9 protein-coding genes are annotated in these 18,355 nt (G+C 40.1%); 5 read left to right on the top strand and 4 right to left on the bottom strand.

The annotated features are described in order from the left end of the window. Nucleotides 1–2 precede the first annotated feature (2 nt). Entirely contained in the window at nt 3–3,437 is a 3,435-nt protein-coding gene (locus tag AAEY94_RS16400) for a chromosome segregation protein SMC (RefSeq protein ID WP_350979269.1), read from the bottom strand. A 160-nt stretch (nt 3,438–3,597) separates the two neighbouring features. On the opposite strand from AAEY94_RS16400, the gene cysZ reads away from it, so the two are divergent. Together cysZ and AAEY94_RS16390 are read left to right on the top strand one after the other, a co-directional pair. Next, nucleotides 3,598–4,371 carry a sulfate transporter CysZ gene (gene cysZ / locus AAEY94_RS16395; RefSeq protein ID WP_101088060.1) on the top strand — a complete coding sequence of 258 codons (774 nt, stop codon included), beginning with the start codon at nt 3,598–3,600 and terminating at the stop codon, nt 4,369–4,371. A gap of 253 nt (nt 4,372–4,624) precedes the next feature. Beyond that, the gene (locus tag AAEY94_RS16390) at nt 4,625–7,009 is read left to right on the top strand and encodes a carbohydrate binding family 9 domain-containing protein (RefSeq protein WP_350979296.1); all 2,385 of its coding nucleotides are present in this window, start codon (nt 4,625–4,627) and stop codon (nt 7,007–7,009) included. Between the two features lie 113 nt (nt 7,010–7,122). On the opposite strand, the gene AAEY94_RS16385 is transcribed toward AAEY94_RS16390, so the two are convergent. Then, a complete protein-coding gene (locus tag AAEY94_RS16385) occupies nt 7,123–8,349 on the bottom strand; it encodes a response regulator (protein ID WP_174839635.1) in 1,227 nt (408 codons plus the stop codon). Nucleotides 8,350–8,386: 37 nt separating this feature from the next. Then, the gene (locus AAEY94_RS16380) at nt 8,387–9,508 is read right to left on the bottom strand and encodes a beta-ketoacyl-ACP synthase III (RefSeq protein ID WP_350979268.1); all 1,122 of its coding nucleotides are present in this window, start codon (nt 9,506–9,508) and stop codon (nt 8,387–8,389) included. 385 nt (nt 9,509–9,893) lie between these two features. On the opposite strand from AAEY94_RS16380, the gene cysK reads away from it, so the two are divergent. After that, nucleotides 9,894–10,859: a cysteine synthase A gene (gene cysK / locus AAEY94_RS16375; RefSeq protein ID WP_101088056.1), complete on the top strand. Its 966-nt coding sequence runs from the start codon at nt 9,894–9,896 to the stop codon at nt 10,857–10,859. Between the two features lie 314 nt (nt 10,860–11,173). Then, nucleotides 11,174–12,067 (top strand): LysR substrate-binding domain-containing protein, encoded by an 894-nt coding sequence (locus tag AAEY94_RS16370; protein ID WP_162022785.1) that lies wholly within the window; start codon nt 11,174–11,176, stop codon nt 12,065–12,067. 66 nt (nt 12,068–12,133) lie between these two features. On the opposite strand, the gene focA is transcribed toward AAEY94_RS16370, so the two are convergent. Further along, on the bottom strand, nt 12,134–13,810 hold the full coding sequence (gene focA / locus AAEY94_RS16365; RefSeq protein ID WP_350979267.1) for a formate transporter FocA: 1,677 nt from the start codon (nt 13,808–13,810) through the stop codon (nt 12,134–12,136). A 1,490-nt stretch (nt 13,811–15,300) separates the two neighbouring features. Between focA and AAEY94_RS16360 the strand changes: the two genes are divergently transcribed. After that, entirely contained in the window at nt 15,301–18,174 is a 2,874-nt protein-coding gene (locus AAEY94_RS16360; protein ID WP_101088049.1) for a TonB-dependent receptor domain-containing protein, read from the top strand. Nucleotides 18,175–18,355 lie beyond the last annotated feature (181 nt).

Here is an 18,355-nt window from a genome sequence, read left to right as displayed (position 1 = left end):
ATTTATACCGCGTCTGCCATGGCGACGGCGGCTTCAATGTCCACTGCGACTATTCTTGAAACGCCAGGTTCATGCATAGTAACGCCAATAAGTTGATCAGCCATTTCCATTGTTATTTTATTATGACTGATATAAATAAATTGCACACTTTGTGACATTTCTTTCAGTAACCGACAAAAACGTTCGACGTTGGCGTCATCCAAAGGTGCATCTACTTCATCTAGCATACAAAAAGGTGCTGGATTCAGTCTAAAAATGGCAAAGACTAATGATAAAGCGGTTAACGCTTTTTCTCCACCACTAAGTAAATGTATGGTGCTATTCTTCTTACCTGGCGGTTGCGCCATGATGGTAACACCCGTTTCAAGCAGGTCATCACCGGTTAATGCCAAATAAGCCCTTCCCCCACCAAAAACTTTAGGAAATAGCAGCCCTAAATCATGGTTTACCGTTTCGAATGTGGCTTTAAAACGGCTTCGGGTTTCTTTATCTATCTTACGGATAGCGTCTTCTAAAATCGCTAATCCTTTATTTAGGTCGTCATCTTGACTGTCTAAATAAGCTTTTCGTTCTCGTTGCGATTCAAATTCTTCAATGGCTGCAAGGTTGATAGCACCTAAACGTATAATGTTCTGTTTTACTTTTTCAAGCTGTTGCGACCAAACATCAACAGATGCATGTTCAGGTATGTCGGCAATGACCTGTTGTAGCTGAATTTGCTGTTCTTGCAGCAATTGCAGCTGCCCATTCGCCTGCCCTTTTAAGCCCTCACGACGTAACTTTAACGTGCTTATCTTTTGAGTCAAGTCTTGTAACACTACAAGCTGTTGTTTTTGCATCAATACTAAACGGTCTAAACTGGTTTGAAGCTCTGCTTGTTGAGACCGATTTTGCTGTAATTGCTGCTGTAGTGCTTGTTGCTGCTCGAGTGCTTGCGCCAGCTGTGTTGATAATTGACTTAAATCATGTTGGCCTTGTTGTTGCTGATTGTCGAGCAACATTTGTTGTAACTGAGTCAATTGACTGACTAATTCTGTCTGTTTTTCATGTTGTTGCTTTAATTTTTGTTCACTCAATGCTTGCTGGGTAGCATGTTGTTGCACTTGTGCTTGCAGCTGTTTAACGCTATTTACAGCATCGGTGCGAGTAACTTTGGTTTCACGCAATTTAGCTTGGCTTGTTTGCCAAGCTTGTTGAACAACGTCATATCGATTCATCGCTTGCAACAATGTATCTTCTTGCGTCAGCACTTGTTCTTCAAGGGCATCGACATGCATTTGTTTATCACCCATTTGCTGTTCAAGCTTGGCGATTGATTGGCTGCATTGCTGTTGTTTATCGCGTTTCTCAACGGCTTGTTGAGTTAAACTCGTCACCAAAGAGTGCAGTTTTGTCTGCTCTATTTGCAACTGATGACAAGCCTGTTGGCATTGATTCTGCTCTACCTGAGTGGTCGCGGCCCGTTGAGTTAACGATGTCAGAGACTGCTGAGACAATAGCTGTTGTTGCTCAAGTTCTATTAATTGCTGGCTTAAGCTTGTTCGCTCTTGGCTCAGTACAATAGCGGATTGCCCTGCCTGAGTATGATTGAGTACAAAACCATTGCCTATCAAGTAACCTTCTTGAGTGGCAATATATTGCTCAGGAAGCAATGTTGGTAATAACTCTTTTGCTTCACTGAGACTGGACGCCCACACAACATGTTGTAACCATGGCGTTAAATTAACTGGGGTTGTTAAAGCAGGATACGTCACTTGATGCTGTGGCTCAAAACCCACTGTAGGCGGAGAAACGCTCAATGAAGATGTTTGCCCCAACCCTAGAACAGGTAATTGACTTAAGCCTTGTAACACTTTATCGACCGCTTTCTCCCAGCCAGGCACAACCTCAATAACTTGCCATAATTGTTGGCCATCATCTTGAGTATGATCGGCCAGTAACTCATCAATAAATTGCAATCGAGAATGATGACGAGTGACAGTTTGCTTAAGGGTTTGATAAGCATCACTCGCTTCAGTGACGGCTTGTTGCTGCTCAAGTAAGGAAAGCTCAAGTTGACTGTACTGCAGCTGTTTATCATTTAGTTGTTGTTCAACATTAGCTAATTCTGCCGTGCTGTTGTGCAACTGCTGTTGGTTGTTTTGCTGAGCTAAAACAGCTAACTCTGTTTGTAATTGAGCTAAGTACTGTTCGTTTTGAACCAAACTTTGCTGTTGATGGCTCAGCGTCGATTGGCTCAGTGCCAACTGCATTTTATGAGTCGCTAAGGTTTCAGCATATTGGGTTACTTGTTGCTGCTGATCATCACACGCTTCTTCGATAGCAAAAACTTGCTCATCGATTTGCTCAAGCACAATACTCGCCTGTTCATAAGCGGGTTGGTGAGTATCCAATTGCGCAACTAATTGCTGATGAGTATCGGTCATGCTGACAATATTATCGTCAGCTTGTTTGATTTGCTGTTGTAATACTTGAATTTGTTGCTGTAACTGAGAGTCTTGCTGTTGCTGATGAGCAAGCTGTTGCTCAAGCTTGGTCATGGTATTACCGGCTTGGTAATATTGCTCTACCAGCTTATGTTCAGCATCACTGAGCTCAGCCAATTGCTGTTTCAGCTGAATAACACTGGTGTCGCCCTGTTGTGCGGTTTTGGCTAACGCTTCAGATTTAAGCTCACCTTCGGCCGTTTCGGCATCAAGTCTGTCTGTTTGCTGCAACAATTGCTGATAGCGCATCACTAATAGTTGGCTATGCAACTCTCGTTCGCTATTTTTTAATTCGCGGTACTGCAGAGCAGCTTTTGCTTGTTGCGATAATTTGTCTAATTGAGCACCGAGTTCAACTCGAATATCGTTTAAACGTTCGAGGTTTTCACGGGTATGACGAATACGGTTTTCGGTTTCACGGCGACGTTCTTTATAACGCGAAATGCCTGCAGCTTCTTCAATAAACACTCTTAATTCTTGAGGTTTAGATTCGATTAAGCGTGAAATAGTACCTTGCTCGATAATGGCATAACTACGCGGCCCAAGACCCGTACCCATGAATAAGTCGGTTATGTCTTTTCGACGACATTTTTGACCATTGAGGAAATAACTTGATTCACTGTCGCGGTTAACTTGTCGCTTTACCGAGATTTCTTGATAACTGGCATATTGTCCAGTGAGCCTTCCCTGAATGTTCTCGAATACCAGTTCGACACCCGCAACAGAAATGGGTTTGCGTGCCGATGAGCCGTTAAAAATAACGTCGGTCATCGAATCACCGCGCAAATGCTTTGCTGAACTTTCGCCCAGCACCCAGCGCACGGCATCAATCACATTGGATTTTCCGCAGCCGTTAGGGCCAATAATCGCTGATAAGGCGTTATCAAATGGGATTTTAGTTGGGTCTACAAACGACTTAAATCCAGCAAGTTTTATTTGTTTTAATCTCATGTTGCCAGTTCAGGTACGCATTAAAAGGAAAAAGCAGCTCACTTTAGCAATTGAGCAGCTTTTTGTAACGATTTTTATCCTTTTGACACAGTTTATCACTTGTTTTATTGTGCTTGGCTCGTCAAAATCAACAATATAAGTCACAAAATAGGCAGTCTCAATGGTTACCAATTCAATAATCGCCAAGAAAAGTGGTGTGAATTATTTTATCCAAGGGTTTCAATTAATTAAACAACCGGGTTTGCGCTCATTTGTCTTTATACCGCTGATGATCAATTTAGTCTTATTCGCCTCAGCGATGTATTTTGCACTAGGACAATTAACAGCATTATTTACCTGGATGGATGGACAACTCCCAGAATATCTAAGCTGGTTGAATTTTTTATTATGGCCATTAGCCGTACTAACAATGCTAGTGGTAATGTCATTTTTATTCAGTTCCGTAATGAACTGGATTGCAGCGCCGTTTAATGGTTTGTTGGCCGAAAAAGTCGAGCAGCATCTCACCGGAAAAAGCTTAAACACCGGCGGTTCAGTCGATATGATCAAAGATTTGCCGCGAATTTTTGGTCGAGAATGGATTAAGCTAAAATACTATTTACCACGAGCATTATTGTTTTTAGTGTTATTTTGGTTGCCGATTATCGGCCAAACTGCAGCGCCCATTTTATGGTTTTTATTCACTGCGTGGATGATGGCAATTCAATATTGTGACTATCCATTTGATAATCATAAAGTGCCTTTTGATGATATGAAGTTCGCCCTCAAAAATACTAAAGGATCTAGTTTTAGCTTCGGTGCTACCGTGACAGTGTTTTCAATGATACCGATTGTAAACTTTATCGTTATGCCGGTAGCCATTTGTGGTGCAACCGCTATGTGGGTCGATAAATATCGTGACGCCTACAAAAATAGCAGTATTGCCCCAGATTAATCTGTAGAGAATTAATGCTTAGATGCATGGATGCATGGATGCTCCAACAGAGACCAGCTTAGATTACAGCGCCTCAAGACAAGCCCGATAGCGACTATCGGGCTTTTTTATTACATTCACGCAAGCTAATTTAACATTCAGTAACAATTTAGTGATGATTTTAGTACAAGTCGGACCTACGTTTTAAGGACTTTTTTGCGACAATAAGACAAATAACAAAAAATAAAAAAGAGTAAAAGTGATCAACGACTTAATGCCAACTAGCAGCTTACCCCCAATCAACCGATTAATCCGCACCTGTGACGTTATATTCACGTTAGCATTGGTAATATTAAGCAGTTTATTATCTTTTGCTGCGTTTGCGGGGTCGAGCCAGCAATTTCATCTCGACATCCCGACCATCAATGAAGATATTGATCTTGATGGCGACTTTAACGAGCCTGCATGGCAACATGCTACCGAGGTAATACTGCGTTATGAAACCTCTCCTGGAGAGAATACCGCTGCACCAGTGACAACCACAGCTAAAGTCTATGCGTCGAACACCAGCCTATATTTTGCGTTTACTGCCCACGATCCTAATCCGGACAATATTAGGGCAAATCTACGTGATCGAGACAAATCCTGGGGCGATGACATGGTGGGTATTAAATTGGACACCTTCAATAATGCTCGTTTAGCCTACCAATTTTTTATTAACCCTTATGGCGTCCAAAGTGATTCCATAGAAAATGAACTCACAGGCCAAGAAAGTGATGCGTGGGACGGGATTTGGTATAGCAAAGGTAAACTGACCAAAAACGGTTTCCAAGTTGAGGTACAACTCCCTTTAAGACTGTTTAATTTTGATGACAGTAATCCAATTCAAACTTGGGGCATTGAGCTTATTCGCTTTTATCCTCGCAATGAAACCCATCGCTTATCAACTCATAAAATCGACCGTAACGTGTCATGTCAGTTATGCCAATTAGGTATCGCATCGGGTTTAGCCGGCGCAACTCAAGGTAAAGACTTACAACTCACGCCCTCTATTGTGGCAAATCAAAGCCAGCAACGAGACGTGACACAAGCCCAACCTTGGAGCGACGACAGTAATGTCGATGTCGGATTAGATTTACGTTGGGGGATCACACCGACTACCTTACTTAACGCCACCATTAACCCAGACTTCTCTCAAGTGGAAGCCGATGCGGGTCAGCTAGATGTTAACAACACATTTGCACTCTTCTTTCCTGAAAAGCGCGCCTTTTTCTTAGATAACAAAGATTACTTTGATACCCAATTAGATTTGCTACACACCCGCAATATTAGCTCGCCAGATTATGGTTTAAAATTGACCAGCAAAACCGACAACCATACTGTTGCAATATTGGCGGCCAATGACACTCAAACCCAGTTTTTAGTCCCTGGCAATTTAAGTTCTGATGTGGCGATATTAGATCAGCAAAGTCATAACATGGCGGCTCGTTATCGATTTGACCCCAGCAGAGAGTTTTCAATCGGTGGCCTAGTGACCTTAAAACAAGCGGATGATTATCATAACTATGTTGCCAGTGTTGATATAAAGTACCAACCGACGAAACAAGATACTTTTACCGCACAATATGCGCATTCACAAACAGCTTATCCGGACGATTTATTCACTAACTTTTGCAATACGGATGATTGTTTACAACCATCTGAACGATGCGAATTTGGTGATTGTAATATTAACGAACGCGTTTTACGCACCCATAAAGACGATAATTTTAACGACAACATGTACGCGGTTAGTTATCAACACGAACGCCGTAATTGGTATGCCAGTACTCACTACGAATCTACAGGTGATGATTTCCGTGCCGATCTTGGCTTTATCGACAAAATTGATGTCGCAAAATTTGTCGCTGGCGGTGGCTACATTTGGTATCCAGATAATCATTTCTTCAGCAAAATCAACCTCGGCGGCGATTGGGACATTACTCATAATCAAAACAACGAACGACTCGAGCAAGAAACAGAAATGTATATCGAGTTTGACGGCGGACTTCAAAGTTTTATCGCCACAGGGATAGTGCAACGACAACGAGTGGGCAGACGCCACAACCCGAGCATTATTGATATAGAGAATAACACTAGTGAATTTAATGAAACCTTAGGTTGGTTTTACACCAACTTCACTCCTATTGGATCGCTGAAATTAGAACTAGATGTGAACTATGGCGATGACATTGATTTCGCTAATGACAGGCCTGCAACTATCACTATGTTGAATCCGGGTATCGAATGGAAATTAACGGAATCGTTAGTGCTTGATATATCACACCGCTACCAGACATTAGACGTCGATGATGGTCGTTTATTTACCGCTAATCTCAGTGATATGCGCCTCAATTGGCAGCTGACGCTAAACAGTTTTATCCGCTTAAGCAGTGTGTATACTCGCATAGAGCGCGACCCTGACTTATATCGTTACCAACGTCCAAATACACTGTATCAAGATATGGGTAATGAATTGCTCTATGGTTATAAACTTAATCCCCAAAGCGTGTTTTATCTCGGTTATTCAGACGCATTTATTGCTAATGATGACATCGACTCGTTAACCCAAGACGAAAAAACCTATTTCATGAAACTCAGTTACGCTTGGCTGCTTTAGGCATAACCAATAGGTTTACAATTAACCTTGTCGGGACCGCCATAGAGGCAAAAAAGCCGTTGATACTCAAGTATCAACGGCCTTATATTAGCTAACTCATCAGATGAAGTAACTTACTGAGAAACAACTTTATTGCGACCTGCATTTTTAGCTTTATACAGCAACTCATCGGCACGTTGCAGTGCATGGTCTAATGTTTCATTACTCAAGGTAGACACGCCGCAACTAAATGAAACAGACAAATCCCCTGCCGAGGTCATTATCGGGTTGCTTTCACATTGTTCCCGAAATTTATTCACTAGTAGGCTAGCTTTAATGGCATCTAAACCTTTAAAAGCAACAACAAATTCTTCGCCACCAAAACGCGCTACAGTAAAGTTAGCTCCAAAGGCGTTTTCTAAGCGTTGCACAAATTCAATTAACACTTCATCGCCGACATCATGGCCATAGGTATCATTGATTTTTTTAAAAAAATCAATGTCTAATAGTGCCACTGATAGCAGTTTCTGTTCCGAATCATTTTGTTGGTATTGACCAAAAAAATAACGCCGAGTGTAGGCTTTAGTTAAATAATCACGATTGGCTTTACGCCACAAATTACGCATCATATCGAGTGAATCAAGGGTGTTAAGCACTCGACAATGAAACTCTTCATGCACAAACGGTTTTTGTAAAAAATCATTAGCGCCGTTTTTAATAAACTTTGCCGACAAACTTTCATCATTGTCATTAGACAAACCAATAATAGCGATATCTTCACGGTTAAACTGCTCACGTACCCGCAAAACAAGTTCAACACCATCAACCTTTGGCATGTTGTAATCAGTAATAAGCAACTGAATATCAGGCTGCGCCTCTAATACGGCTAATGCTTCTTCACCATCATTGGCTTCAATAACTTTGAACAAATGCTGTTCAAGGAGCATTTTTACAAACTTACGACTCACCAGCGAATCATCTGCAACCAATACTTTAACGTCTTGATTGCGATAAAGCCTGTCAATTAACTTGACCACATATTGATAACTGTGACGTTTATCTTTTGGGATATAATCAACGATGCTGAGTTTCAAGATTTCTCGACGTTGAGCAGCATCTAGATTACTAGTCAGCACGATACAAGGAGTCGAATACGATGCCACTAACTTGACAATATCGCCGTCAGAAGCATCGGGTAAATTTAAATCTGCAACCACTACAAAATATTGATTTTTTTCTAAAAAAACCAATGCACTCGACATATCAGGTGCGATATCCACATGGTATCCAAGATCCTGAACAATCATGTGTTTTAATATTTTCGATACCGTGGTGCTATCTTCTACAATCAACACTCGCAATATGGTCACCTTTATTATTGTCTCGTACTCGAGCTATCTAACACTTTTCAAGTACGATACTACCGATAGAGTAGCCTGCACCAAATGAGCACAACAAGCCTAAATCACCTGTTTTAAAATCTTGGTTAAATTTATGAAAAGCAATAACCGATCCCGCAGAAGCGGTATTGGCATACTCATCTAATACAATAGGCGCTTGAGTTGGTTCAACATTATCACCAAGAAGCTTCTTCACTACAAACAAATTCATGTTTATATTGGCTTGATGAAGCCATAAGCGCTTAAATTCTTCAGGCTTTATTTGTTCATCGGTAAATTGTGCGTCCAAATGCTGGTAAATCATCGGCAGTAGTTCTTTAAACACTTTACGACCTTGCTGATGAAACAGCTTATCTGCCGTGGTTGCATTTTCAGGGTCGCAGCGATTAACAAAGCCAAAGTTACTGCGAATATTACTAGAATATTCGGTTACACAGCGCGTAGACAACACGTTAAAGGCAAGTTTTGATGTAGATAACTCTTCGCGTTCAACCACGACTGCAGTAGCAACATCACCAAAAATAAAATGGCTATCGCGATCGCGAAAGTTGATTTGCGGCGAGGTTAATTCAGGATTAATGACCAACACTCTATTAGCTGTGCCGCCACGAATAGCGTTAACGGCATTCACAATCGCAAACGTAGCCGATGAACATGCCACTAACATGTCATAGGCAAAGCCCTTGGTGCCCATAGCTTGTTGGATTTCAATGGCAATAGCTGGGTAAGCTCGTTGGGTATAAGCACACGCCACAATAACCAAATCGATATCTTCAGCCGTTAAGTTTGCTTGTTGTAATGCTTGGTTCGCAGCTTCAATACCCATCTCGGCTTGCATAGACAAAGATTCAGAAGGTCTATCTGCAATTAATGGCATCATAATATTGGTATCAAGAATACCGTCTTTTACCATGACATAACGGCTTTTAATCCCAGAGGCTTTTTCGATAAACTCACTTGACGAATATGCCAACGCTAGCGTGGTCCCGGACTCAATTTCGGCCGAATGCTGTTGATTAAACTGGTCAACATAACTATTGTAGCTATTAACTAATTCGTCGTTAGAGACACTGTAAGGTGGTGTATATAAACCACTGCCTGAAATCACAACTTTATTCATTTTACTCTACCATTTTTAGTGAATGAGTTAGCGAAAGTTCATTGAGCGCCAAATACATCGATATGGATCACTGAAGGTTTTAACATCGCTTATCGACGACCTTACTGATCAATTGCGTGGCACGACAGAGAAACATTTTGCTGATTAACGCTATTCTAGTATTTTATGATTTAATCTCGTCATACTAAATTAAATTTGTTTGATGGTCAGACCATTGAGTGATGACAATTGACTCCAAAAGCCTAATATAGCAGCATCTATAGGGTTTTTAGAATAAAAATAAACCCCTTAATAACTAAAAAGCATAAAGAAGAACAAACTTTCACTTCTAAATCCTGCTGAGCAGATTATGATTAGACGATGCAACCATAGGAGCAAATAATCCATGAGCAAAATTTTCGAAGATAATTCATATACTTTAGGCAACACACCGTTAGTTCGTTTAAACCGCGTTAGCAACGGTAAGGTGTTAGCAAAAATAGAAGCACGTAACCCAAGCTTTAGTGTTAAGTGTCGTATTGGCGCCAACATGATTTGGGATGCTGAAAAGAAAGGTATACTCACCAAAGATATCGAATTAATTGAACCTACATCAGGTAACACCGGTATTGCACTTGCTTATGTTGCTGCAGCACGTGGTTATAAATTAACCTTAACTATGCCAAATACCATGAGCTTAGAGCGTCGTAAGCTACTGAAAGCATTAGGTGCAAACTTAGTGCTCACAGAAGGCGCTAAAGGTATGAAAGGTGCCATTGATAAGGCTGAAGAAATTCGCCAATCTGCGCCTGAAAAATACCTAGTGCTTGGCCAATTTGATAATCCTGCTAACCCTGAAATACACGAAAAAACCACTGGTCCAGAAATCTGGAATGATACCGATGGTGAAGTTGATGTATTTGTGGCCGGTGTTGGTACTGGCGGAACCTTAACAGGTGTAAGCCGTTATTTAAAAGCACAAGGCAAAACCATTACCTCTGTTGCTGTTGAGCCAGTTGATTCTCCGGTTATTGCGCAAGCATTAGCAGGCCAGCCAATTCAGCCAGGTCCACACAAAATCCAAGGTATTGGCGCAGGTTTCATCCCAGGCAACCTAGATTTATCTATTATTGACCGCGTTGAAGCGGTAACCAACGAAGAGTCTATTGAAATGGCTCGTCGTTTAATGAAAGAAGAAGGTATCTTAGTCGGTATTTCTTCTGGTGCCGCGGTTGTGGCTGCAAATCGTATTGCTGCATTACCAGAGTTTGCTGATAAAACTATTGTGGTTATATTGCCTTCAGCTGCAGAACGTTATTTATCAACGGCGTTATTTGCTGGTGAGTTTAGCGATAGCGAAAACGTACAGTAATAGATTGCTTGAATAGACTCTACATTTGTCTATTATAAAAACCAGCTTCGGCTGGTTTTTTGTTTCATCTCCATAATAAAGCCTAAACGTTGCTCAACTAAAAAGCATCATGCTCATCGCATATATTGCTAACTCCTTGTCTAATTTCGATAAATATTTATTTATTTGTACTAAAAACTAAACCTCAGTTGCAAAGTTGATATAAGTCGCTTGCCTATGCAACAGCCTTCCGTTTTACTTATTGAAGTAAACACTAGTAAACATCAATTTTATTGATACTTAAATGATTCATAAAACGGAGCTATTACGCTGATATGAAATACTCGCTTAAACAAATTACCGTTTTTGATGCTGTGGCCAGTCTTGAAAGTGTTAGCGCAGCTGCCAGAAAGCTATCGATGACCCAATCAGCGGTGAGTATGTCACTTTCTCAGCTAGAGAATTTACTAGACCGTCCGCTGTTTATTAGACAAGGCAACCGACTAACCCTAAGCCATTGGGGCAATTGGTTAAGGCCCAAAGCACGCCAATTACTTCAAGATGCACAACAAATTCAATTTGGCTTACACGAACAACACATAATTAGTGGTCAATTTAAGTTATGTTCGAGCCAAACTGCAGCAGAATATTTATTGCCAAACTTAATCAGCAAAATTGATAATGATTTTCCAGAATTAAGGATTGATCTTGAGGTTGAAAACACCGAACACGTTGTTGAAGGATTAATTAACTACGACTATGACCTTGGTATTATTGAGGGACGTAACGACGATAGCCGCTTACATCAAGAAAAGTGGATTGATGATCATCTTGTGGTAGTTGCCGCGCCGCACCACCCTTATGCCAATGCTGAAAAAATTAGTTTAGCGCAATTGGAACAAGCAAAATGGGTGCTTAGAGAGCAAGGTGCTGGTACTAGACGCATTTTTGAAGGAGCTATCCACGGTGTGCTTGAAAAACTCAATGTGTGGAAAGAATACGAACATGTACTGCTGTTAAAGGCATTGGTCAGAAATGGGTCTTACTTAAGCTGCCTGCCCCATATTACCGTAGAGCAAGATGTTGCTGAAGGTAAGCTGGTTATTATTGATACACCACAGCTTAACCTACAGCGTCAATTGTCTTTTGTATGGCGCAATGATGCGGGTGATAATCCGCTTCGTGATTGCGTCCTAAATGAAGCAAGACGCATGAGTAAAACGCTTTAATGGTATTTGATAACGCCTTTACTTAACCACTAGATGGCTTGTGAAAGGCGTTATCGATTGAGTTGACTATCCCATCACCGAACAAATTTTAGTAGCTATCTGTTCTCGAGTAATAACTCCAAGCAATATTCCCTCATTTACAACAGGAAAACTACTCGGTTTATTCGCAGAAGCATGTCTTAAACGTTCTTCATAACTCATAAAGCGGCTACCGGTATACATTCCGCTAGCGGTAACAGGAAACAACTTCTCTCTGTCGACAACCATTAACTCAACAAGATCGGCAATTTTATCGTTGCCAGATACGGTCATCACTTGCGTCTGCATTAAATCAGCAACATGACTGTTAATGTGTTTGTTATATTCTTCTGACCATAAGCATCTTAATAAATCTTGTTGAGATACAAATCCTAATAAGCGATTTTGTTTGTCGACAACTGGTGCTCCTCGTTCTTGCGCAGCAGTGAGTTGCATCAGTCCTTCATGAATAGAGAGTTCTGGTGATAATGTAAAAGGTGTCGCTTGCATTAATTCACTGACAGTAAGATTAATAATTGATTTAGGCATAGCAGTTCTCCCATTCGTTTTTAGCGAAGGTGTAAGGTTAGATTCATGGTGGATTTGGGTTAATACTGAATGTGATTTGGAAAAATCTGTGGTCGATTGACTGACCATTGGTCGACTTGATATTGGTACGTTAGGTATTGGCTTATCTGAATTAGGCTGGTTAGAAGCAGACATATTTGACATAGCCTGGTTTGAAATAGCCTGGTTTGACATATGCGCGTCAATCGCTGGAATACATTCAGCTAATGCCAACGTGGCTAACGCCATAGGCGCTGTATGATTAGCATTAGAGTGCTTTAATCGTTCGATCATTAAATAAGCAAGACCGACAAATAACGCACCGCCGACGATGTTGCCTAACGTGACAGGAATAAGATTATTAAACAGAAAATGCATTATTGTGATATCAGCAAACTGGCTTGCGGGTACACCAATAGCGTTAAAGAAATCCACCGATGCAAATTGCTGCAACATGATCCCCAGCGGCACCATAAACAAGTTAGCGATACTGTGTTCAAAACCACTGCTGACAAACATGGCAACGGGTAGCATCAGTAAGAAGGCTTTGGTTAGTACGTCTTTACTGGAAAACGTCATCCAGACACCTAGGCACACCAAAACATTACATAATATGCCCAAAATAAATGCTTGGCTCCAATCATGATGTATTTTGTGTTGCGCAATATTTAATGCATTCAAGCCCCATTGACCATCATTGAGCAGGTGCATTTTAGCCCCTAAAATCAACAACAACATCAACATAGCGCCAATGAAATTGCCAACATAGACCCGAGTCCAACACATCAATAAATCTTTAGTAGTAACCCGTTTTTGAGCCCATGCAACACTGCTTAAGACTGTGCTGGTAAAAAGTTCCCCCCCACAAATAACCACTAGAATTAACCCTAAGCTAAACGCTAAACCACCAATAAAGCGCACTTGCCCCCAAGGACCAATTGTTCCGGTCGTTACCGTAATATAAAAAACAAAAGCCAACGCAATAAAAGCACCGGCAAAAATAGCTAAACCGAATGACTCAAGGTGCGACTTAATGACTTTAGATTGCCCGTATTGTTCAGCTTGCTGGCACATGTTGATAACTGCACTATTCGCAGCGTCTTGTGTGTAAGCACTCTGTATCGGCACTGTTGAAGTTTTTGTTGTTAAAGCAGTCATAAACTACATTCCAAATAAACTAATGGTTATTCTTTGGCTGCAGCATAAATATTGTAGGAACAGTGAGACATGTATTATCACTCTACTATTCATGGCGGCCTTCTTGTCGAAACATAAGACTACCTGTGAATAAATCAGAATAAAATCTGATAATAATGATGGCAACCATCAATAATATTGATTCACAATTCGTAATACCAACATCTGAAAAAATAGAATGATACCGATGGTAAAGTTGATGGAAGAGTTGATGGAAGAGTTGATGGATTGATCACTGATACTGATACTGGTATTTTTATTGGTACTGATATTGATACTGATATTGATGTGAATATAGATGTCAGCACTGATGTGCAGTAACGGTTATTCGTAGTTATCTCGCGATGCAATGTAAACCATTATGTTTGCGGCTGTGGAGTCTGTTAAATCAGTATCGTATCAGCTTTTATACACTCAATCCGCAGTTACCCCAAAGTCATGTCGCAGGTTCATCGTTGCAATCTTAAACCTAACTATTATTGACTGAGCTAAAACGGTAACCCGTGCAAAGTCTATCTATACTGCTCACCGTTAATGAAGAGAAAGATATCATAATGGGTATTTACTCTGTTTCCGCTATTACGATAGATAATCATATGCCTACACTTGCCAATAAAAAACGGCAGTAGCCATAATTTATGTCGCAGCGTTCTATCTACATGAGGCTTTATCATCGATGTTATTTGCTGATTTATTTTGTGATTATAAAAACCTACGGTAGTGAATTAGGATTTTATTAGCCATTACAAATGATGGATAGTGTTCAATATTAATGGTGCTTATGGACAGTACTTATGAATAGCGCTTATTGATAAAGTATCTGCAATGTTTCTTACTAGTCTTTTTTGTTTATAAAAAACTCATCTATGACAATCATCTATGACAATCAACATCATGCTAAACATAATAACGAAGCGCATAAAAAATCACTTAAAAATCATTAATATTCAAATAATGAATAATAATCTATTATCAACGAAGGTCAAAACCTAGATTTTTTTACGTAAAAACCACATTAATTAAACTCATGAAAAAAATTTACAATATGTTAAATCGGTAATTTACCTAAAAAAAACGCTAGGTTATAATTTTTCATATAAAAATTAAAAATAATTTATGAACATTTTTTTAACAAATTAAATTTCGGCAGCCACAAACAACACAAAAAACCAATATATTAAAAACCACTTATTAACAACACAAGCTACTTTAAATAACATTGCAATCTTGATGCTTACATTATTACAACTTATTGGCGTTTACGATATCGAATTGTTAATAAAAATGAGCTTAATTGTATATACCCAGCTAATTACCAACCTGATGGCCTGATATTGTTTTTTTATTTAGGTGTGCTTATATCGATAGCTGTGTAACTTTGTTTCATTTTTATATTAAAAATGATCTGAATGATTACACCATAATAAAAAAACATTTTAGGGAGTTAAAATATGCAAGTTAATTCGCATTTAGCCAAAGCTATTCGCTTTGCGCTAATCAGTGGTGTCGCTGTTTCTGCAGCAACCACATTCAATACCTTTGCAGCAGAAGATCAAGCTAATCCAGCATCAACTGTTGAAAGAATATCGGTAACAGGCTCACGTATTATTCGTGAAGGTGCTGTTGCACCAACGCCGGTTACAGTAATTACTGGCGACGAGTTATTATCAACTGGTGTAACAAATATTGGTGAAGCGCTAAACCAATTACCTGCACTAGGTAACACCTACTCACTTGCCAACTCAGGCCGCTTTATTGGTACTTCGGGTCTTAACTTGCTAGATTTAAGAAGCATGGGTACCGCCAGAACACTCGTGTTAGTGGACGGTAAACGCCATGTATCAAGTTCTGCAGGTACTTCTTCAGTCGACGTCAATACCATTCCAAGTGTATGGATCGATAGAGTAGAAGTGATTACCGGCGGTGCATCTGCAATTTACGGTGCTGATGCGGTAACCGGTGTTGTAAACTTCATTTTAAAGAAAGATATTAATGGCTTAGATGTATCAGCAACCAAAGGTTGGGCTGACGATAGTGGCCACAATAAAGACCGTTTCTCATTATCTTATGGTTCTGATTTTGCCCAAGGTGATGGTAATGTTGCCTTTGCGGTTGAATACAGCGCTCAAGAGCAATTAAGAGCATTTGATCGCGATCAGACTTCAACTGCTTTTTCGAGCCTAGCAAATAAAAACCGCACTGAAGATAACAATGACCCATCAGATCCCGACAAAATATGGACTCCTAACGCCGGTCACTACACGATTAGTAATGCCGGTACCTTCAATTTAGATGGTTGGAAAAGCTTTAATCCTGATGGCTCATTAAGCGATGTTTATAGCGGTCAAAATGTTGATGGTATTCGTTGTGCAAATTGTGATGTCACTAACTTAAACCAGTTTGTCGAATTACAACCAGAATTCGAACGTTACAATATTAACTTTAAAGCAAACTACCAGCTTAACGATAATCATAACGTTTATTTTGAAGCTAAATACGTTAACAGCCAATCAACAGATGAAGGCCAACCGGCATTTTTCTTTGGTAACCCGGTCAACGATATCAAAATTGATAATGCTTTTATCAATCCTGAGCTGGTTGCTTTAATGAAAGCAAACAAAGATAGCGACGGTAATTCAGCGCCATTAGATACACTTAATATTCGTCGTTTTATGACGGACTTGGGTGCGCGTATTGAAGATGATACTCGCGAAACTCAACGTTATGTTATCGGTCTTGAAGGTATAGTATTCCAAGATTGGGATTACGATGCCTATGCTATTTATGGTCAAACTGATTTAGAGCGCGTTAATAAAAATAACTTAATCTATGACAATTACACCAACGCCCTTGATTCTGTATTAGAAAACGGGATTGCAGTATGTCGTGATCAGTCAGCTAGAGATGCAGGCTGTGTGCCAGTCAACATTTTTGGTTTTGGCGCGCCAAGTCAAGATGCTATTAACTATATTAATACCGCTTCAACTGGTACATCGATTATTAAGCAAACCGTATTAGGTGGCTCACTAACTAACTCTAGTTTATTTGAATTACCTGCCGGTTATGCAGGCTTCTCTACTGGTGTTGAATACCGTAAAGAAGAAAGTGAGATATTTGAACCTTCAAATGCAGCAGGTACTTTCTTCAATGCATTGGGCGAAGATAAAGGCGATTTTGATGTAAGCGAAATTTTTGCTGAAATCACGCTTCCTTTGCTAGCCGATTTACCAATGGTACGTCAGCTAGACTTAGATCTTGCAATACGTTTTGCTGATTACAGCACCATTGGTAATGCAACAACATGGAAAACGGGCTTAAGCTGGGAAGTTGATGATCAGATCCGCGTTCGTACTACATACTCAGAAGCTATTCGTGCACCTAACATCAGTGAGCTTTATGGTGCTGCAAGCCAAACATTCTTCTCTGTAGATGACTCTTGTCGTGCTAAAAACTTAAATGATCTAGCTGATCCAACTCAACGTCAGGCTAACTGTGCGGCGTTAGGGATCCCTGCTGGTTTTGACGCTGACTACGACGATAAAACACTTGAAGGATTAAGTGGTGGTAATCGCGAGCTAAAAGCAGAAGAATCGAAAAGTTTCACGTTAGGAATTGTTTATCAACCTGATTTTATTGATGGATTATCGATCACTACCGATTATTGGAATATCGAGATCGAAAATGCAATCAGTGCTGTTGGTGCTCAAGATATTATCGACCGTTGTGTTGATTCTCCATCTGGTGTGAATAACGAATACTGTAGTTTGATTACTCGTGATTCAACTAGCCACGAAATTACTCAAATTAGACAGTTCTCGTTAAACATTGCATCTCTTGAAGCTGCTGGTATCGACTTTGATATTGGTTATAACTTTGAAGCCTTTAGTGGTGATGTACGCACTAACCTTATTGCGACTCGTCTATTAAAACGTAAAGACTTTTCATTCCAGGATGAACCAGATACGTTTGAAGAACTTGCAGGCACGGCAGGCTATGCTGAATGGCAAGCAAACTGGAGCCTAAGTTACTCTATCGATAGCTGGGATGTTAGCTGGAGAACGCGCTATGTTGAGGGTGTAAGCCTTTATACTGATAAGGAATTAGCCTTAAACGCGAATCCTAATAGCAACATGGAATTTGACGATTACTTTATCAACGACATGGCAGTTGCATACAACTTCGATTCAGGTATTCGTTTGAAGTTTGGTATCGATAACGTGTTTAACCGTGAACTACCATACGGTTATACAGGTACTGATACTACAAGCTCAGCTTATGACAACGTAGGTCGCTTCTTCCATACTACAGCCTCTTATAAGTTCTAAACTATTCGTTATAAGTGATAGGTTTATTGATACAACGGCATCTTCGGATGCCGTTTTTTTTATCCATTCATGTTTATCAATTTCATGCTTCTCAAGTACTGAGGTAATCCCCCCTAAAAATAGTAGATTTCAAAAGTAGAATTTTCTCGTAATATATACGCAGGGAGATTCTGCATGAAAA

This window comes from Shewanella sp. AC34-MNA-CIBAN-0136, from assembly GCF_040309945.1.
Classification (GTDB): domain Bacteria; phylum Pseudomonadota; class Gammaproteobacteria; order Enterobacterales; family Shewanellaceae; genus Shewanella.
Note: the sequence above shows the minus strand (reverse complement) of the source record. Positions and strands in the feature narration are given on the sequence as shown.